The following is an 18600-nucleotide window of genomic DNA, read 5'->3' on the forward strand; positions in this document are numbered from 1 at the left end:
CCTTAAAAAGGGCTGTGACTCTCCCAGTCCATCCATGCGCCTAGTACCGGATGCTTAAGACGCAGTTGCTGGGCATGCAGATTGAGCCGTGGCGCAATTGTCAACGCATTCCCTTCAGCATAAATGGGATCGCCTATCATGACGTGACCGACGTGCACCATATGGACGCGCAACTGATGACTGCGCCCAGTGACTGGTTTTAACATCACTCGCGTGACCGTTTGACCGTTGCAGTCTTCATGCGCAAGCACTTCATACAAGGTTAGCGCGTGCTTTGACCAGTCGTGGTCAACGATGTGGCGCGGTTTGGTGCTTGGCTCATAGCGTACTGGCACTGAGATTTTGCCTTTTACACCCACGCTCTCCCATGCGCCAAAAACCCGTGCTTGATACTTTTTTTGCGGCAGACGTTCAATAAACTGCTTACTGATATTGGTTTGCGCAGCGGCATTTTTTGCAAAAATCAATAAACCAGAGGTGTCCATATCCAGTCGGTGAATCAACTTAACCGCAGGATTGGCACGCTCTAGTCGCGCCAGCAAACTCACCTTTAGCGTTTTGCCATCGACACTCAGCAGTCCTGCTGGCTTATCGACCACCCAGATATCTTCATCCTCGTAAACGGTAACGTCTTTCGCGAACGCTTTGAAGAACTCAAGCGGATAGGCACTTTCTTGGGCGTTAAGGGTTAGGATTTTTTCATCAGTAAAAGGCATAAAAGAAGCTACTTATATTGTTGAGCTTGAGAATAAATACTGTCGTGCATTAAAAATGCTAAGCCGAAGATTGCATCTAAACTGACCTATCGACATAAGGTTTTTGGCTAAAAGTTGAGACTGAACCAAACCATGAGAACCATGTTCGAGCACAGAGCTAAAACGACAATAGATGGCAAAGGTGACAGGTAAAACAGTACTTGTGTCGTTATGTGTTGATTTATTGTGCTAATCGTAATTGTTGAGCAATTTAACCGGCCTGTATCTGTCAAATCTGGGCAAACATGTTAATATAATGGCACATTTTCACCACTTCTTAACGCTTCTTTAGCTACTGACCAATCTATTATTAAACCAATATGCATGTAGATGAGTAGCGATAGAAATAATAAAACAAGAGAGAAAAACTATGTCAGACCTTATTGTTAACACCACCGATGCAAATTTTGACCAAGACGTCCTACAATCAGATGTACCAGTATTGGTAGATTTTTGGGCAACATGGTGTGGTCCTTGTAAAGCAATTGCCCCTATTCTAGAAGACCTAGCATCTGAGTATCAAGGCAAAATCAAAATCGTCAAAGTTGATGTGGACAACAACCCACAAGCAGCCAGCCGTTTTGGTATTCGTAACATCCCAACGCTATTTGTTTTTAAAGATGGCGAAAAAGTCGACTCAGTAATGGGTTTACAACCAAAAGCTGAATTGGCTAAAGTAATAGATAAACATCTATAAGTGATACTGCTGGTTTTAACTCACTTAAATACTTGCAAATGCACAGAAAGCCAGATTAATCGAAAAAGCCATTATCTTGTATAGGTAATGGCTTTTTTGCTTGTTTTTTATGCAAAAACCGCAATTATATGACTTTTTTAGCAAAAATTATTGACAATGCCATTATGAAAACCGTATAGTCTGCTGACAAGAGAAAACTAACGGTTTTCCTAAGTATCTTGTCGCTATTCTCCTCGTGTTTATCAACAAAAACACAATCGTCATTATAAACACCATTACTGAACGAAATGACTAAACACAATTACTGATACTGAGTTTTTGACGCAGACTCTTATGTGGCCTTCTTTATCTTCATTTCTTATGACCTTGCAGCAAAACCCGCAACGCGTACGTAAGCTGACACATAAAATTTTTACTACATAAATCCAGCTCTGTGCCCACACCCTCTATCGCCCTACAATCGTTGTTTTAATCAATATCGTGATTCGTGCTGCTAATGGCATCTCTCATCTGACCAATTGCTAATGACCTATCTATGAATCTAACTGAATTAAAGAAAAACTCAATCGCCGAGCTATTGGCCATCGCCAAAGAAATGGGTCTTGATAATATGGCGCGTAGCCGTAAACAAGACATCATCTTTGCTATCCTAAAAACCCATGCTCGTAACGGTGAAGCCATCTACGGTGATGGTGTACTTGAGGTTCTCCCTGATGGTTTTGGTTTTTTACGCTCCTCAGAAGGCTCTTATTTAGCAGGCCCTGATGATATCTATGTCAGCCCCAGCCAAATTCGTCGCTTTAGCCTAAAGACTGGCGATAGTATCGCTGGCACCATTCGCCCGCCAAAAGATTCTGAGCGTTATTTTGCGCTATTGAAAGTTGGTGAAATCAACTTTGATACCCCAGATCGCTCACGTCATAAGCTTATCTTCGAGAACTTGACTCCCCTATTCCCAACTGAGCAACTAAAGCTCGAGCTAGGTAATGGTACTACTGAGGATTTGACTGGTCGTATCATCGACCTAATTGCTCCAATTGGTAAAGGTCAGCGCTCTATTATCGTCGCACCGCCAAAAGCCGGTAAAACGATGTTGCTACAGACCATTGCCCAATCCATCACTCGTAACAATCCTGAGTGCTATCTAATCGTACTACTAATCGATGAACGTCCAGAAGAAGTCACCGAGATGGTACGTACGGTACGCGGTGAAGTGGTTGCTTCGACCTTTGATGAGCCACCTCAGCGCCATGTACAGGTTGCCGAAATGGTCATCGAAAAAGCCAAGCGTCTGGTGGAGCACAAGCAAGACGTTGTCATCTTACTTGATTCTATTACTCGTCTGGCACGTGCTTATAACACTGTCATTCCTTCATCGGGTAAAGTACTGACCGGTGGTCTAGATGCCAATGCGCTGGAACGTCCAAAACGTTTCTTCGGTGCCGCACGTAATGTTGAAGAAGGTGGTAGCTTGACGATTATTGCCAGTGCCCTTATCGATACTGGTAGTAAGATGGATAGTGTTATCTTTGAAGAATTTAAAGGTACCGGTAACCAAGAGATTACGCTTGAGCGTGATTTGGCTGAAAAACGCGTCTTCCCTGCGATTAATATCAAAAAATCTGGCACTCGTCGCGAAGAGCGCCTGCTTGATGAAGATAAATTGCGCAAAGTTTGGATTTTACGCAAATTGCTACAACCGATGGATGGCGTACAAGCCACTGAGTTCTTATTGGATCGCTTAAAAGAAGCGAAGACCAATGATGAATTCTTTGAGCAAATGAAACGTAAATCGCAAAACTAATCGTCTTATCACTGCTATTATAAAAAAGATCGCTTCTAAGCGGTCTTTTTTTATAACTAAAGAAACTAGGGCACACGAAAACAGTTAGCGTATTATTGAATTAAATACAATAATCCTAAGCAAAGGCGCTACCATCGATACAGTGAGGCAACATACTTTACAGTACATTTGCAAAGATTAGCGTTTTTACCACGACTAGAAAGGTACTAAACGATTACTATAGGAAATAGTAGAACGTCTTCGAAAATATCATGTATATTGTATTTTAAATTTAACGACTCAACAGGTGACATTATGAAATTTGCTAAAACTCTTGCAATGACTGCACTTACTAGCTCGGCTCTTATTATGGGTGGCTGTAACGGATACAACAGTGGTTTGAGCAACACGACTAAAGGTGCTGCTGCTGGCGCTGCTGCTGGTGCACTTATCAAAAGTGGCGGCGATAGCAAAGACATCGCTCGTGGCGCACTTGGTGGTGCTGCAATAGGCGGTGCTGGTGCTTATATTTTAAATAACAGCAGATAATCTCTAATTAGGTTAACTGCTTTTATTCTGTATACGCATAACTCTGCCTAGAATGTTTTAAGACAAAAAAAGCCTGCAATCAATTGCAGGCTTTTTTGTGTTTAGCATTTGGTTTATTGGTCAAAAGCCAGTCCGTCTATAACGCCCCACTAAAGGTATCACAGGTCTGCACATTGCCGCTCTCCAAACCACGAGTGAACCATTGAACACGCTGTTGACTGGTACCATGGGTAAAGTTATCAGGGACTACCGCGCCTCCACTCGCACGCGCCAAACGATCGTCACCAATTTGGCTGGCTGCATTGATGGCTTCATCTATATCGCCCGCTTCTAAGAACTGGACACGTTCTTGATTACGCTGCGCCCATACACCCGCGAAGCAATCAGCTTGTAGCTCTTGCAACACGGAGAGCTTATTGGCTTCTGCACGCGTGACTTGCTGACGAGCTTCATTAACCTGTTGGCTAATACCCAATAGCGTCTGCACATGATGACCAACTTCATGCGAGATCACATAAGCTTGCGCAAAATCTCCCGCTTTTCCTTGGTTTTCGCTATTACCTGATCCTTGTTGATCACCTGTAATACCAAGGTTTTGCCTCATTTCCACAAAGAAAGAAGTATCTAGATAGACCGTCTGGTCTCCTGGACAATAGAATGGACCCGTTGCAGAGCTGGCACTACCGCAAGCCGAGCTGACTTGTCCATTAAACAGTATCAATGACGGCTCTTGATAAGTACTACCGCCTTCATTAAATATTTGATGCCACACTTCTTCTGTGTCGGCTAGCACTACTTTTACAAACTGCGTATCACGATCGTCACTGGTCGCCGGCTCGGTTGAAGTATTGCTACCGCCACCTGCTACTACTTGGCCCGTCTGTAAAGCGGTCATTGGGTTAACCCCAAATACTAACCACAAAATACCCGCGATAATAATACCGCCGATACCACCGCCAATCATTTTGCCACCACCGCTACTCGTGCGTACGTTAGAGCTACCTCGTCTGCCTTGCCATTTCATATTCTTACTCCCGAAACATACGATACACCCTGCCATGCGCATGGGTAGTTATTTATATTGTTTAGTTGTTAACTCGATTTGCTATTAATCATGCTTAATAGATGCCTCACCTACCCGCTGTTTTTCTAGTCTTTGATTATCCTTCCATTCTAATAAGCAATTAACCTGTTACCTGCTTTATTTAGTAAAACTTGTTTAATAGAATCTAGTTAAGTGGAAACGCCACACCATCATGTTCGCCAATTGATTACGAAAATGGCTCGATTTGCATTAATTATACGTCGATTAATTGAGGTTGTTGTATTAAAAATTATATTAGATAAGCTATGTAAAATACTTTTTACAATTTTATTGTTACTCAATTGTACAGGGTCTTTTCATTTGAAAAGAAAACATATAGAATGCGTGGAAGCTGAGTAGCTGTGACTAAGACTAGTTGAATTCTGAGACATCTCGGACATTCAACCTTTGCTGCTGCTACTGCTCATTTCATTTTCCCGGAGAAAACCTTATGAAACTTAAATTACTTGCTCTAGCTGGTATCATGACTGCAACTATGGGCCTAACTGCCTGTGACAGCAACAAAGAAAACGCTGCTGAAGATTTATCTGACGCGCAAGAAGAAGTGCAAGACGCTTCAGAAGAGCTAAACGAAGCTGCTGCTGAAGGCGAAATGACTGCTGATGCTGACGCTGCTGTTGCCGGCGCTGAAGCTGATATCGCTGATGCACAAGCTGCAACTGCTACTGACGAAATGGACGCTGAAGTTCCTGTAGACGGTACTACTACTAGCGTAGACGTAGCTAGCGAAACTGATACTGCTGTTGCAGCATCTGACGAAGTTGTTGTTGAAGAACCAGCTCAGTAATTTTATCGTATCCAACGATAGACATACTGTAGTAAAAAAAAGAGAGCCTATGCTCTCTTTTTTTATGCCTATTATTTAATATATTTGATAACGGGCTAGAAGATTTAATGTTTGTTGTCACACTTTGCATTGACAGCTATAGACAACGCACACTGATTTAGAAAAATCATCGCGACACTATAAGATCTTTCACTGATCAGAATTTTATAGAAATGAGTGACAGCTATTCATCGAATAGACGCTCATCAACCTGTTGACGAAATTTTTGCCCCGTTTTAAAGGTGACCACACGGCGTGCTGATACAGCCACGGGCTCTCCTGTCTTAGGGTTGCGTCCTGGACGGCTACTTTTATCTTTAAGCTCGAAGTTGCCAAAGCCTGAAAGCTTGACCTCGTTGCCATCAATCAAACTCTCTGACAACTCATCAAAAAAATTCTCTACCAAACAGCGGCCTTCTTGGCGTGTCAGGTTAAGATGACTCATCAAATGCTCAATCATGTCAGATTTGGTTAAGGTGCTCACAGTACGACTCCTATGCTATGTCGTGATGTCGAATATCATGGTTTAGCGGTATGAGGGTTAAGCTTAGTTAGTATAAAGGTTTTTTGTTATTCTTTTAATAAAGTCTGAATTAAAATCCTTTGTTAATAACCACTTAACTTTTTTTATAAAATTTTATCTAAGATAACAATCTTTATAAATAGCAATGCTCTATAGCCTCATAACAAGAAAGGCTACAGAGCATAGGCTATTATGAATGTTGTGTGTTAGCTGTCACGCAGTTTTGCAGCATGTTGCTCAGTTAGTGCTTGTACCACCTTGTCAGTCGCTGTTTTCACAGCTTCATCAGACAAGGTCTGCGATCTATCCTGCCATATCAACGCAAATGCCAATGAGCGCTGACCTGCTGGTACTTTATCACCTTGGTAAACATCGAATAACCATAGATCAGTCAATAGCTCACCTGCGGCAGCACGAATCGTCGATTCTAATGCCTGTAAACTGATTTCGCTATCTATTAAAATGGCAATATCGCGGCGTACTTGTGGGAATTTACTTGGCGTGGTAATCGCCTGCTGTTCACGAGCCAGCGTTAGCAAAGGTGCAAGTGATAATTGGGCAACCCAAGTAGCCGGTAAGTCTAGCTGTTTGGCCGTATTAGGATGCAATTGACCAAGCCAACCGACATACGCATCATCGATATATAGTTTGGCGCTTTGACCCGGATGTAGGAAGGCAAGCTCACTACGCTCGTAGCGGATACGCATGCTATCGATTTGCGCTGGTAGCAGTTGCTCGATATCGTGCTTAAGGTCATAAAAGTCTAGCGCACGGTTTTGATAAGCCTGCTCATCCCAAATATCACCGACTGCGACCAATGCAATACTTGGCGTCTGTACCAAATCACTAATACTTTGACCAACAAAGCTCAGACCTGTTTCAAAGAAACGTACGCGTGGCTGCTGACGATTGAGATTGTATTGTACACAAGGCAATAAACTTGATAGCAAAGTACGACGCATCACTGCTAAATCACTAGAGATAGGATTGGCTAATGCCAATACTTCTCCTAATGCCTCATCATCAAGTAACGCTTCTATTTTTGCATCACTAAAGCTAAAGCTGATCGCTTCCATATAGCCATTATCGACCAGTGCTAGCTTCATCTCGTGCGTCAAGTCTGCCGTATCATCATAATCCATGCTTACCTGCAAGTGCGGCAGGACGCTTGGAATATTGTCATAACCATAGATACGAGCGATTTCTTCGATGAGATCTTCTTTAATACTCATATCAAAACGATAAGAAGGCGGCTTGCAAATAAGGCTATCCGCTTGCTGCTCTACCTCAAACCCTAATTGGGTTAAGATACGCACCATAACCGCTGGGTCAATCTCAATACCGATAACATCACGGACTTTAGCGATTGGCAAAGTGATTGGTGCACGGGCTGGCAAGTGCTCAGTATTTTCTGCTTTTACTATAAAACCCGCCTGACCGCCAGTAACGCTAGTAATCAAATCAACAGCGCGTGCTAGTGCCAGCTCAGGTAACTCAAAGTCTACCCCACGCTCAAAGCGTTGTGAGGCATCAGTATGCAAACCAAAACGGCGTGCACGTGCAGCAATAGCAAGCTGACCAAAGAAAGCGCTTTCTACAATAATATTAGTCGTGCTATCAGTCACACTGCTACGCTGACCGCCCATGATGCCGGCAAGCGCAAGAGCGCCTTTATCATCAGCTATCACCAACTCATCGCCCGTTAAGGTAATGGTTTGCTCATTCAGCAAGGTAATGGTCTCAGCAGGCTGTGCCAAACGCACAACTATATCGCCCTCGATAGTATCGGCATCAAAAACATGTAGTGGCTGACCCAATTCCATCAATACGTAGTTGGTCACATCAACCAAAAAGTTGTGTGAACGTAGTCCTGACTGAACCAGCGCATCTTGCATCCATTTTGGGGTATCAATGCTACGATCAATATTGCTGATTGATTGTAGTAAATAGCGTGGACACGCCTCAACTGCATTGACCGTTACCGCTGGCGTAGCAGTATCAGTATCAGTATCAGCACCATTATCAGCAACCGCTACATTGTCAGAAATTTCTGGCATCTGTACAGGCAAGTCGTTAATGACTGATATTTCACGCGCAATACCACGGACACTAAAACAATCACCACGGTTTGGTGTGATAGAGATATCCAGTATTTGGTTATCTAGACCCAGATATTCACGGATATCTGTACCAATCGGCGCATCAGCTGGTAGCTCAAGAAGACCATCAATGCTATCGGTTAAATCAATTTCAGAAGCACCGCAGAGCATACCGTTAGAGTCGACACCACGTAGGTTGCCATTTTTAATTTTAAAGCCTTTCTTGTCATCGCTTGGGAGCACTGCACCAACGGTCGCAACAGGTGCTTTCATACCGACGTAGACATTAGGCGCACCGCATACGATTTGTAGCAGCTCAGCTTCACCGATATTTACCTGCGTAACTCGCAGTTTATCAGCGTCTGGATGTTGCTCGACGCTGACGACTTCACCGACGACCACACCACTAAAGGCACGGGCGACCGCATAGCGATCATCAATCTCTAGCCCTGCCATGGTGAGTTGTTCGGCCAACTGCTCACTGGTATTGTTGGGGTTTACCCATTGACGTAGCCACTGCTCACTAATTTTCATAAATATCTCGGATCAGAATTTTATAATAAAGACTTTAGAATAAAGGATGACGTATTAACCTGTTATATCAACGAGGGAAACGTTAGCCAAACTGTTTTAAGAAGCGTACGTCGTTTTGGAAAAACAGGCGCAAATCATCAATACCATAATAGAGCATCGCAAAGCGCTCAATACCCATACCAAAGGCAAAGCCCGTATATTTTTCGGCATCAATACCGCAGTTGGTCAGCACTTGTGGATGCACCATACCGCAGCCCATGACCTCAAGCCATTTGCCATTGTCATCTAAGATATCTACTTCTGCAGAAGGCTCAGTAAATGGGAAAAATGACGGACGGAAACGAACGGTTAATTCTTTGGCAAAGAAAGCTTCTAAAAACTCACTAATCAAGCCTTTTAGCTCAGCAAAGGTACTCGACTCAGTAACCATAAGCCCTTCTAACTGATGGAACATCGGCGAATGGGTTTGGTCCGAGTCATTACGATAGACGCGACCGGGACAAATAATACGAATCGGTGGTTCATTCTTTTCCATGGTGCGAATTTGCACTGGACTGGTGTGCGTACGCAATAAATAATGCGCATCAAAGTAGAATGTATCGTGCATCGCGCGTGCAGGATGGTGCGATGGGATATTTAGTGCTTCAAAGTTATAGTAATCGCTCTCAACTTCAGGGCCGGTGGCGACGTTAAAACCTGCTTGTATAAAATACTGCTGCATACGCTGGGTAATCATGGTCACTGGATGCAAATGGCCTTTTTGACCACCGCGAGCAGGCAATGTAATATCAATGCTCTCGCTTGCAAGCTTGGCATTTAATGCCGCGACTTCCAGCTGCTGCTGCTGATTGGTCAACGATTCTTGAATACGGCTCCGCACTTGATGTAACCAGCCGCCGTAAGTTTTTTTATCGTCAGCACTGAGCTTACCCATCTGCTTTGACCAGCCGGTTAATGGGCTCTTTTTGCCAGTCAATTGCACACGCAACTCTTGCAGCACACGCGCATCAGTTACTTGTAAGATTAAAGATTCAGCAGCACTGGCAAATTCAATTAGCTGAGCTTCATTAAGCTCATTGAGCTCTGAAGACAAGGTCGGTAGCGCCGACAAATCGTTGGTGGCAACAGGGGTAGTCATAAGACGCATCATTCCTGATTTAAACAGACTATTAATTGTAGGGATTTGACCAAATATTGCAAACCATTTACCCAGTTACTTTTAATTAGTTATTCGTATTTAGTTATTCGTATTTAGCTACTTTCAATTAGTTGCTCGTAATTAGTGATTTTTAATTAACTACTTGTGTTTCGCTAATTGTACCTAACTACTTTCGAATAACAAAAAATAAATACCAGTTATGTGAATGGCTTGAATATTTAGACGATTAAATGTGCAATATCACGAAAAGCACAAGAAGCTTAAGCATTAATAAAATTAGTCGTAAAATAATTTAATATAAAAAAAGCCACCGACCAGCGGTAGCTTTTATTAATATCGACCTATTAATCAATATTAGTCCTATTCGTTTAGATGCTTAATCAGATAAGCGTTATATCTATTTAATATCTAAAGGATAGTTAATATTTATGCTAGTTCCGCTTTTGCTTTTTCAACCAATGCTGTGAAAGTCGCTGCATCATGCATAGCGATGTCAGCAAGTACGCGACGATCGATTGAGATGTTGGCTTTTTTCATACCATTGATAAAGCGGCTATAGCTTAAGCCGTTTAAGCGTGCACCAGCATTGATACGTGCAATCCAAAGACGACGGAAGGTACGTTTTTTGTTGCGACGGTCACGATAAGCATATTGACCAGCTTTGGTCACTGCTTGTACCGCTACGCGGTAAACACGTGAACGGGCACCGTAGTAGCCTTTTGCGCGTTTTAAGATTTTTTTGTGACGACGATTCGCCTGTACACCACGTTTTACACGGGCCATAAATTACTCCAAGATATTGTTAATCATTATTAAACGAATCACGATGTCATCAAATAGTAGACATCGTTATCAAATTGCAAGGTCAAATATTTTTAACTAAGTAGCTATGAATTAAACAGCGCTTGATTAAATACATATGACGATAGGCTATTAGATGTATGGGCACATACGACGAACTGCTGCTTCGTCAGACTTGTCCACCATCTTAAGACCGCGCAACTGGCGAATACGCTTAGCTGATTTCTTGGTCAAGATATGGCTTTTGTTTGCTTGCTTACGCTTGAAGCCGTTTGCTGTTTTTTTGAAGCGTTTAGCTGCACCGCTTCTGGTTTTCATCTTAACTTTCATGATGATTTGCCTCTTTGTCTTTAATAGAACCTGGTCGTCAAATAGTTAGAATGAATAGTGGCTTTAAAAACAACCACTAGACCTCTATTTGCCTCGAGGTGGGAGGCGCTATTTTAGCAGATAGTGTGCTATTTTGCCAAGTAAAGTTTCAGCCCTCTTCTAATAGACAATTCATGCTTGTCATTCGTCTTAACAAAAGTACATGTCCTAGCCGTTTTAAGCGTCATAAAAACCTTTCTTTTTTAGCTACCATTAATTTATAAGATATGAATAAGATAAAATAGCGCTAATAACCATGCAGCCACGATCAATTATTTACCATAAACCAGACACAAGGCTTCAGCGCTCTTTGCCTCATTTCATGTTTGTTGCTGGATAAAAACTCATGTCAGGTACTATTGAATAGTGTTCGATAGCACCATACATTATTGAAATCTCTATAAAGCTTCATAAACCACGAATTTTTTTGTAAATAGATTGAATCTCGGTTTAAGCTGTGCTTAAGTAGAGACTGAGCGTCGCAACATTTTAAGTGCCAATAAACAACGCCAATTACTGCATCTACTGACCGTAGATCATACGATGCATGTTTATTTTTAACTATTCAGCTAGCTTGCCAATTGCTCAACAGAACAAATGATTATGGACAATCACTCTAGGAGACGACGTTGTCAAACCAAGAACTAAACTTTGATGACGGAATATTTGTGTTTGAAACGGTGATGCGGGTGCGCAATACCGAAATTGATATGGGTCAACATTTAGCACTGCAATCATTGACTGCCCTACTGACTGAAGCAATGCAGCGCTTTTTATACTCTAAAGGGATTAAAGAGATCAATGCCGATCATCAAGGCTTGATTATTAATAAGCTACAGCTGAGCATTTTTAGCTGTGTACGGGCGCGTGAAGAGCTTTTGTTTGAGGTCGGCGTTGAGCCATTATGTGATAATGGTGGCAATATTGTGTTCAAAGCCATGCGTATGCACAATGGCGAAATAGTAGCAAAGGCAAGGCAGCATTTTGTCAATTATGATTTTCGCCTAAATAAAATAACCACGCTGGATAACACGATTAAGAAAGCCTTATATCCGCATTTATTCGAGCTTTAACTTTTCTTACTGACTAATGACCACTTCCTAATTATAAGACGATAGACAGATTATGACTTTACCTGCTTGGCTAACTGCCATAAAGTTTAACGCTGATGGTTTGATTCCTGCGATTGCTCAAGATCACGAGTCAGGGCGCATTTTGATGATGGCTTGGATGAATGCTGAAGCACTTCAATTAACAGCACAAACAAAAACTGCCGTGTATTTTTCACGTTCACGTGCCAAGCTGTGGCATAAGGGCGAATCATCAGGGCATACTCAGACTGTCCATGATATTCGCTTAGATTGTGATGCTGATGTGATTGTGTTGAGTGTGACTCAGGCTGGTGGTATCGCCTGTCATACTGGTCGCGAGTCTTGCTTTTATCAGCGTTTGGATTTGTCTGGGCAGACCCCTGAATGGCAAACCGTCGATAAAGTATTAAAAGACCCAGCAGATATTTATCAATCTTCTGAAGCGTCTGGCGCTACTTCTCACAGCCATAATACTGATACAAATGATGCTATGAATGCGGATAGTACGAATAACGCAGTTGAAGATCATAATACCGCAACAGGTAACACCTCCATTTTACAGCAGCTTGATAACGTATTGGCAGAGCGCAAACAAGCGGATGCCGACAGCTCTTATGTGGCAAGCTTATATGCAAAAGGGTTGAATAAAATCCTAGAAAAAGTGGGCGAAGAAAGCACAGAAAGCATTATCGCTGCCAAAGACTTTGCCAATTGCGATGAGAAAACTAACAAAGCACAATATGACGAGGCTCGTCATGAGCTCATTTATGAGGTTGCCGATGTCTGGTTTCATACGTTGGTGGGGCTAGCGTGGTTCGATATAGAGTCGGATGCTGTGTTAAACGAGCTGGGTCGTCGCTTTGGGCTATCAGGCATCGACGAAAAGGCCTCGCGATAAATTGTGACACGGTAAAGTTAATCCAGTAAAGATAACGGGCGAAGTCGTAAAACAAATCTCTACTTGTTTTGATTATGATTGCTTTCACCTTTTTGTCACAATGGCAGGTTATAATATAACTCTTTTAGCTTCGCATCTTTTATCTATATTTTTTGTTTAACAGATCAATATTCTATAACATAAAAGCATTCATATATAGATATTACAATCAAGACATTAAGGATATCATTATGGGCAGTTTTTCCATTACACATTGGCTGATATTATTGGTGGTAGTGGTGGTCGTATTTGGCACCTCAAAACTTAGAAATGCGGGCAAGGATTTGGGCGGTGCCGTCAAAGGCTTTAAAGAAGCGGTCAAAGATGAGAATACAGAGCATGCCAAAAAGCATGCAGTTCTCGACCATGATGGCAATGCACACCCAACAGATCACGCGGCAACCAGTAAGGTGCAGGATAGCGATATCAATACTGCACCTGTTGACGATAAGCACCATTGATAATACCAAGTATAGTGCTGGGTATGATACTGCTGGCATCTAGATAGTGATAATCAACCATTATGTTTGATATTGGGTTTTCTGAATTACTCCTCTTTGGCGTCATTGCCTTAATTGTCTTGGGCCCAGAAAAACTGCCACAAGCAGCACGTACTGCTGGGCAGTGGTATGCCAAAATTCGCCGTACAGTCTCTACCCTACAGTCTGAAATAGAGGCTGAGCTAGACCTAGCTGAAACACGGCAACAAATGCAAAAAGAGCTGGCTAAAATCCGTGAAACTGAGGCAGAAATGCGGCGTGAGATGGCAGAAATGCGTGGCAGTATGCAGGAATTTGAGTCTTCACAAAACCAGACTCTGAAAGCCACGCATGACCTAGACTCTGACGATCGCAATAATAAAACAAGCAATAATCAGCAAGATGCTAGCGATCAAAAAAACACGCCACCTGTCACGCCAAAGGCGTTTGACTACGCCTACGGGCAAGACGAAAAATTAGCAGATTCTGAGCAATTATTGAAACATGGTACTGACGACGAAACCTCAAAAACTGCCTCTAGTGATAATATTCAACCAATTACTCAAATCATCACCACCAAACCGTGGGAAAATATGTGGTTCCGTTTGGGCGCTTATGATAAAGCGCGTCGTTTGCCACAGCCGCCCTATTTACCAAACTATAAAGCCGATGTCTTATTAAACAGCTATTTAGATCTTTCTTTAAAAACACAGGCTTCTGTCAATAAGCAGGAGACTGATTGATGAATTTATTTAAGCGCAAAAAAAGTCGTCAAGAAAAAATTGCCGATGCAGATTTAGAAAAAACAACTGAGACAGCCAGTAACGAGAAATCTGGTGATATATTAAGTTCATTGGCTGATATGCCCATCACTGAGCACCTGATTGAGCTACGCTCGCATCTGATCAAAATATGCGTGGCAGTGTTAGTGATATTCTTAGCCTTGGCTGGATTCTCACGCGAGCTCTATAATTTCTTATCCGATCCATTAGTCGCGCAGCTACCCGCCAATTCGACGATGATTGCCACGGATATTACCTCTAACTTTATGGCACCAATACGCCTGACTGTCTTTGTCGCCGCCTTCTTTGCTATGCCTTATATTTTGTACCAAATTTGGTCTTTTGTCGCACCTGGGTTATATAAAAAAGAGAAAAAAATCGCTATCCCTGTGCTGATGTCGTCTATCTTTTTATTTTATGCGGGCGTGGCTTTTTCTTACTTTATCGTGCTGAAAGGCGTCTTAAAATTCTTTATCATGTTTGCCCCGCAGAACGTCTTGCCAATGACGGATATCGATAGCTATTTAAGCTTTGCGCTTAAACTATTTATGGTGTTTGGCCTGACTTTTGAGATTCCCGTTGTCACCTTACTATTGATATTGGTGGGGATTGTCTCCATTCAGACTCTAGAAGATAAACGTCGTTATATTATCGTTGGTTGTTTTGCCGTGGCTGCAGTCGTCACACCACCCGATGGCGTGTCGATGTTATTACTCGCCATCCCTATGTGGCTATTGTTTGAGCTGGGCCTGTTATTAGCAAAAATCTTAATCAAAGAAAAGTCTAGTCCTACTCTCGTATCGACAGACAAAGAGTAAAACACTTATCAGTCTAATCCAGACTAAAATAAAGTTATTGATTACATATAGCTATGCGTTAAACTACCATTACACCGTTTTATTCTTGCCTCATTAGTCAGCTGATTGCTTACTATCACGTTTTAGCATCACCATCATCTATAAGCCATTGTTTACCCAGTGGCTTTTTTTGCCCCTTTTGTTTTTAATCAATTTTTGTATTTAGGTAGCTTTATTATGTCCGCATCTATGCCAGCTTATATGAGCGATCCCACTGATGAGCAGCTGAGCGCGCTTAATATGGCGATGGATCACAAATCATTTAAAGTGGTCGCTTATGCGGGTGCCGGTAAAACCACGACGCTAAAACTAATCGGTGAGCGCCTACGTGGACGCGGCTTATATTTAGCCTTTAACAAAACAATTGCCAATGATGCTCGTTCAAAGTTTCCATCCCATGTGGAATGTCGCACCTTTCATTCGCTTGCTTATCGGCATGTCGCCCGTGATATTACTGCCAAGCTGTCTTTACCGCGCTTTTCACCCAAGCGTCTTGGTGATGACTTGGGCCTGCAACCGGTACAAGTACGCCGGCAAATGGATGGCATTAATAAATACATTACGCTCACGCCTGCGAGATTAGCTCGATTCGTTAGTGATGCAGTCAGCAACTTTTGTAGTACGCATGCCAGCTATCCGGCACCAAGGCATATATTGTTTCCGAGTTGGCTCGATGATTCTGATGCAGAGCAATTACGTGAGATGCTCTACCCTGCCGTAGAGCAACGTTGGTTACAGTCGATTGATGCACGTCACCCTGCTGGCATCGGGCATGATATTTATCTCAAACTTTGGGCGCTATCTAAGCCAAGCATTCCAGCAGATTTTATCTTGTTTGATGAAGCGCAAGATGCTGACCCATTGATGATGGGAATTTTGACGCAGCAACCACGGCAAGTCATTTATGTCGGCGATGCGCACCAGCAGATTTACGAGTGGCGCGGCGCAGTTAATGCGATGAAAAAACTGCCATTGCCGCAAACATTATTGACGCAGTCGTTTCGTTTCGGTGAGCCGATTGCTGAGGTTGCCAACACTTTACTCAAAGCATTGCAAGAAGAGGTACCATTAAAAGGCAATCCTAACAAGCAGTCTTCTACTGAAAAAGGTATGGTTCATAGTAAAAAAGATGCCATTCTATGCCGCACCAATGCCGCTGCGATGTCGCAACTATTGACCGGACTTAAGCTAGGACACCGCGTGGCATTGCAAGCCGATACCGAGCGTATGCTGAAATTCTGTCAGGCCGCCGAAAACTTAAAAAATGGCAAATCGGCGTATGGTGTGCCAGAGCTGGCATATTTCTATAACTGGTCTGATGTACAAGAATATGCTGAAACCAACGAAGGCAGCGATCTCAAAACTCTAGTCAAGTTGGTCGATGATCATGGCACCAATGTATTAAGCCAAGCAGTTAATAGTTTGACTAGCATCGAAAATGCCGACTACGTTATCTCAACGGCTCACAAGGCCAAAGGGCTTGAATGGGGAAAGGTACAGTTAGACGATGATTTTTATTATGATGTCACCACCAATGCCGTCAAGATAAGCCCAGAAGAATTGCGTTTGCTCTACGTTGCTTGTACACGTGCGCAGAGTAATTTGGACATCCATAATATCAAAGACTTGATATCAGGCTTACAGACAGGCAAAAAAGTGATTTTTGGCAATACTTAATCCCTCTTCGTAGTTGTCAATTTGAATTCTTAGTCTACCTTTCTTTATAACGACCTTTTAGCAGTGAATAACAAGCATGAATAATAGTCAGCAACTTCAAGCACGTCAAAATACCATCCGTCAGTTATTTGCCAATCCTGTCCGCTTACTTGCGCCAATGGAAGGGCTAACCGATCCATTAATGCGACAAATCCTAACGCAGATTGCGGCAGATTTAGATCGTCCCTATGATTGGTCAGTGAGCGAGTTTATCCGTGTGACTCAGCATGTCTTGCCCGCGCATGTATTTTATAAATACGTTCCAGAGTTGCGTCATGATGCCAAGACTGCCTGCGGCACACCGATTCATATCCAGTTACTTGGTAGTGAAGCGCAACTCATGGCAGACAATGCGGCATATGCCTGTGCGCTTGGTGCACCTGCCATTGATATCAATTTTGGTTGCCCTGCTAAAACGGTAAACAGCCATCGTGGTGGTTCAGTATTACTGGATGAACCCGAAACCATGTATCAAATTATCAGTGCGGTGCGTCAAGCGGTACCTGCCGACATTCCAGTCTCGGCTAAGATACGTTTAGGCTATACCGATACCAGTCGCATGGATGATATTCGCGGCGCGATTAACGACAGTGGTGCTGATTGGCTGACCATTCATGCACGAACCAAAACCCAAGGATATAAGCCGCCAGCCTATTGGGACAAGATTCAAAGCTTTAATGCGCTTGATATTCCCGTCATTGCCAACGGCGAAATATGGAATGCAGAGCATGCACAGAACTGTATGACGCAAGCAGGTACAGAGCATTTGATGTTAGGTCGCGGTGCAGTTACCCGTCCCGACTTAATTGCACAGGTTGATGCCAATATCGATGATGCAGAAACGTTGACTGTTTTAGCATGGGAAGATTTAATTGCACATCAGATAAAATTTTTGGAAGGTCAGGCTAAAACTGAAGTGATATTGGTTGGTCGTTACAAGCAGTGGCTCGCGATGCTCACCAAAGGTTATAGCGAGGCAAAAATATTATGGGACAGTATCAAACGAGAAAAAAATAAAGCAGTTATCATTAGTGCACTACGAATGAGTGTACGATAATCATAACTGCCTCTCTCTCAAACTGGCACCTTAACGAAACAAATAACGCTAAACACTCACCCGAATAGCTAGATAGAATAGCATCAAAGAACAAGCCATCGATAACGCCCAAAGGATAGAACGAAACATCGCCAAATTAGTAATATAAGCCACGCAAAAACCGATACGAATCAACACATATAGCCAAGCCAATACATTGATAATCGATTGAGGTACAAAAAATAGCATCGCTGTTATTACTGCGGCCAAAAATATAGGCAAAGTCTCATAGCTGTTTTGCTGTGCAGCATTAGCTCGTGCTGCAACCCCTGTCGCATGCTGAAAAAAATCACGTGGATGCGCATTATTTCTGAACTTAAAGCCGCCAGATGCTTTTGCAACTATTGATACCGCCCATGGCAATAAGCTTGCTACCACCATCGCCCAGATCGCTGACGCTGCTGTATCAGGGATTAACCCAAAAAATACATTCATTGTTCTA

Annotated in this window: 19 protein-coding genes; 11 read left to right on the forward strand and 8 right to left on the reverse strand. The window is 42.8% G+C overall.

The window, feature by feature from the left end:
• Positions 1–2: 2 nt before the first annotated feature.
• Positions 3–716 (reverse strand): RluA family pseudouridine synthase, encoded by a 714-nt coding sequence (locus tag IOD06_RS10830; protein ID WP_194620911.1) that lies wholly within the window; start codon positions 714–716, stop codon positions 3–5.
• A gap of 409 nt (positions 717–1125) precedes the next feature.
• Here IOD06_RS10830 and trxA point away from each other — a divergent pair, with 409 nt between their 5' ends.
• From trxA to IOD06_RS10845, 3 genes are all read left to right on the forward strand, one after another.
• On the forward strand, positions 1126–1452 hold the full coding sequence (gene trxA, locus IOD06_RS10835) for a thioredoxin (RefSeq protein ID WP_010197853.1): 327 nt from the start codon (positions 1126–1128) through the stop codon (positions 1450–1452).
• A 535-nt stretch (positions 1453–1987) separates the two neighbouring features.
• Positions 1988–3256: a transcription termination factor Rho gene (gene rho / locus IOD06_RS10840; RefSeq protein ID WP_010197854.1), complete on the forward strand. Its 1269-nt coding sequence runs from the start codon at positions 1988–1990 to the stop codon at positions 3254–3256.
• Between the two features lie 294 nt (positions 3257–3550).
• Positions 3551–3784 (forward strand): hypothetical protein, encoded by a 234-nt coding sequence (locus IOD06_RS10845; protein ID WP_194620912.1) that lies wholly within the window; start codon positions 3551–3553, stop codon positions 3782–3784.
• Positions 3785–3920: 136 nt separating this feature from the next.
• Here the strand turns inward: IOD06_RS10845 and IOD06_RS10850 are convergent, their stop codons facing one another.
• Entirely contained in the window at positions 3921–4808 is an 888-nt protein-coding gene (locus IOD06_RS10850) for a neutral zinc metallopeptidase (RefSeq protein WP_194620913.1), read from the reverse strand.
• Positions 4809–5319: 511 nt separating this feature from the next.
• On the opposite strand from IOD06_RS10850, the gene IOD06_RS10855 reads away from it, so the two are divergent.
• Entirely contained in the window at positions 5320–5676 is a 357-nt protein-coding gene (locus tag IOD06_RS10855; protein ID WP_194620914.1) for a hypothetical protein, read from the forward strand.
• A 223-nt stretch (positions 5677–5899) separates the two neighbouring features.
• Here the strand turns inward: IOD06_RS10855 and IOD06_RS10860 are convergent, their stop codons facing one another.
• The 5 genes from IOD06_RS10860 to rpmI form a co-directional block, all read right to left on the reverse strand.
• Complete coding sequence (locus tag IOD06_RS10860; protein WP_010197859.1) at positions 5900–6199, reverse strand: integration host factor subunit alpha; 300 nt, start codon at positions 6197–6199, stop codon at positions 5900–5902.
• A 245-nt stretch (positions 6200–6444) separates the two neighbouring features.
• Positions 6445–8871, reverse strand: a complete 2427-nt coding sequence (gene pheT / locus IOD06_RS10865) for a phenylalanine--tRNA ligase subunit beta (protein ID WP_194620915.1) — start codon at positions 8869–8871, stop codon at positions 6445–6447.
• An 82-nt stretch (positions 8872–8953) separates the two neighbouring features.
• Positions 8954–10009: a phenylalanine--tRNA ligase subunit alpha gene (pheS, locus tag IOD06_RS10870; RefSeq protein WP_194620916.1), complete on the reverse strand. Its 1056-nt coding sequence runs from the start codon at positions 10007–10009 to the stop codon at positions 8954–8956.
• 447 nt (positions 10010–10456) lie between these two features.
• Positions 10457–10813, reverse strand: a complete 357-nt coding sequence (gene rplT, locus IOD06_RS10875; protein WP_010197865.1) for a 50S ribosomal protein L20 — start codon at positions 10811–10813, stop codon at positions 10457–10459.
• Between the two features lie 150 nt (positions 10814–10963).
• Complete coding sequence (rpmI, locus tag IOD06_RS10880) at positions 10964–11161, reverse strand: 50S ribosomal protein L35 (RefSeq protein ID WP_010197866.1); 198 nt, start codon at positions 11159–11161, stop codon at positions 10964–10966.
• Between the two features lie 668 nt (positions 11162–11829).
• Between rpmI and IOD06_RS10885 the strand changes: the two genes are divergently transcribed.
• From IOD06_RS10885 to IOD06_RS10915, 7 genes are all read left to right on the forward strand, one after another.
• Positions 11830–12273 (forward strand): thioesterase family protein, encoded by a 444-nt coding sequence (locus IOD06_RS10885; protein ID WP_194620917.1) that lies wholly within the window; start codon positions 11830–11832, stop codon positions 12271–12273.
• Positions 12274–12325: 52 nt separating this feature from the next.
• Complete coding sequence (gene hisI / locus IOD06_RS10890) at positions 12326–13189, forward strand: phosphoribosyl-AMP cyclohydrolase (protein ID WP_189586061.1); 864 nt, start codon at positions 12326–12328, stop codon at positions 13187–13189.
• Positions 13190–13419: 230 nt separating this feature from the next.
• Positions 13420–13689 (forward strand): Sec-independent protein translocase subunit TatA, encoded by a 270-nt coding sequence (gene tatA, locus IOD06_RS10895; RefSeq protein WP_189586058.1) that lies wholly within the window; start codon positions 13420–13422, stop codon positions 13687–13689.
• A gap of 62 nt (positions 13690–13751) precedes the next feature.
• Positions 13752–14450 carry a Sec-independent protein translocase protein TatB gene (gene tatB / locus IOD06_RS10900; RefSeq protein WP_194620918.1) on the forward strand — a complete coding sequence of 233 codons (699 nt, stop codon included), beginning with the start codon at positions 13752–13754 and terminating at the stop codon, positions 14448–14450.
• Positions 14450–15307, forward strand: coding sequence for a twin-arginine translocase subunit TatC (gene tatC / locus IOD06_RS10905; RefSeq protein ID WP_194620919.1), 858 nt, complete (start codon positions 14450–14452; stop codon positions 15305–15307). The genes tatB and tatC overlap by 1 nt, the downstream gene beginning before the upstream one ends.
• 216 nt (positions 15308–15523) lie before the next feature.
• Positions 15524–17023 (forward strand): UvrD-helicase domain-containing protein, encoded by a 1500-nt coding sequence (locus IOD06_RS10910; RefSeq protein ID WP_194620920.1) that lies wholly within the window; start codon positions 15524–15526, stop codon positions 17021–17023.
• 76 nt (positions 17024–17099) lie between these two features.
• Positions 17100–18119 carry a tRNA-dihydrouridine synthase gene (locus IOD06_RS10915; RefSeq protein ID WP_194620921.1) on the forward strand — a complete coding sequence of 340 codons (1020 nt, stop codon included), beginning with the start codon at positions 17100–17102 and terminating at the stop codon, positions 18117–18119.
• Between the two features lie 48 nt (positions 18120–18167).
• Here IOD06_RS10915 and IOD06_RS10920 read toward each other — a convergent pair whose 3' ends face one another.
• Entirely contained in the window at positions 18168–18593 is a 426-nt protein-coding gene (locus tag IOD06_RS10920) for an MAPEG family protein (protein WP_010197893.1), read from the reverse strand.
• Positions 18594–18600: the final 7 nt, after the last annotated feature.

It is taken from the genome of Psychrobacter sp. N25K4-3-2 (assembly GCF_015351755.1).
In the GTDB taxonomy this organism is placed as follows: Bacteria; Pseudomonadota; Gammaproteobacteria; order Pseudomonadales; family Moraxellaceae; genus Psychrobacter; species Psychrobacter glaciei.

Coding starts and splice junctions, on each gene's coding strand:
- IOD06_RS10830 (WP_194620911.1), bottom strand. CDS start 716: ATGCCTTTTACTGATGAAAAAATCCTAACCCTTAACGCCCAAGAAAGT.
- trxA (WP_010197853.1), top strand. CDS start 1,126: ATGTCAGACCTTATTGTTAACACCACCGATGCAAATTTTGACCAAGAC.
- rho (WP_010197854.1), top strand. CDS start 1,988: ATGAATCTAACTGAATTAAAGAAAAACTCAATCGCCGAGCTATTGGCC.
- IOD06_RS10845 (WP_194620912.1), top strand. CDS start 3,551: ATGAAATTTGCTAAAACTCTTGCAATGACTGCACTTACTAGCTCGGCT.
- IOD06_RS10850 (WP_194620913.1), bottom strand. CDS start 4,808: ATGAAATGGCAAGGCAGACGAGGTAGCTCTAACGTACGCACGAGTAGC.
- IOD06_RS10855 (WP_194620914.1), top strand. CDS start 5,320: ATGAAACTTAAATTACTTGCTCTAGCTGGTATCATGACTGCAACTATG.
- pheT (WP_194620915.1), bottom strand. CDS start 8,871: ATGAAAATTAGTGAGCAGTGGCTACGTCAATGGGTAAACCCCAACAAT.
- pheS (WP_194620916.1), bottom strand. CDS start 10,009: ATGACTACCCCTGTTGCCACCAACGATTTGTCGGCGCTACCGACCTTG.
- rplT (WP_010197865.1), bottom strand. CDS start 10,813: ATGGCCCGTGTAAAACGTGGTGTACAGGCGAATCGTCGTCACAAAAAA.
- rpmI (WP_010197866.1), bottom strand. CDS start 11,161: ATGAAAGTTAAGATGAAAACCAGAAGCGGTGCAGCTAAACGCTTCAAA.
- hisI (WP_189586061.1), top strand. CDS start 12,326: ATGACTTTACCTGCTTGGCTAACTGCCATAAAGTTTAACGCTGATGGT.
- tatA (WP_189586058.1), top strand. CDS start 13,420: ATGGGCAGTTTTTCCATTACACATTGGCTGATATTATTGGTGGTAGTG.
- tatB (WP_194620918.1), top strand. CDS start 13,752: ATGTTTGATATTGGGTTTTCTGAATTACTCCTCTTTGGCGTCATTGCC.
- tatC (WP_194620919.1), top strand. CDS start 14,450: ATGAATTTATTTAAGCGCAAAAAAAGTCGTCAAGAAAAAATTGCCGAT.
- IOD06_RS10910 (WP_194620920.1), top strand. CDS start 15,524: ATGTCCGCATCTATGCCAGCTTATATGAGCGATCCCACTGATGAGCAG.
- IOD06_RS10915 (WP_194620921.1), top strand. CDS start 17,100: ATGAATAATAGTCAGCAACTTCAAGCACGTCAAAATACCATCCGTCAG.
- IOD06_RS10920 (WP_010197893.1), bottom strand. CDS start 18,593: ATGAATGTATTTTTTGGGTTAATCCCTGATACAGCAGCGTCAGCGATC.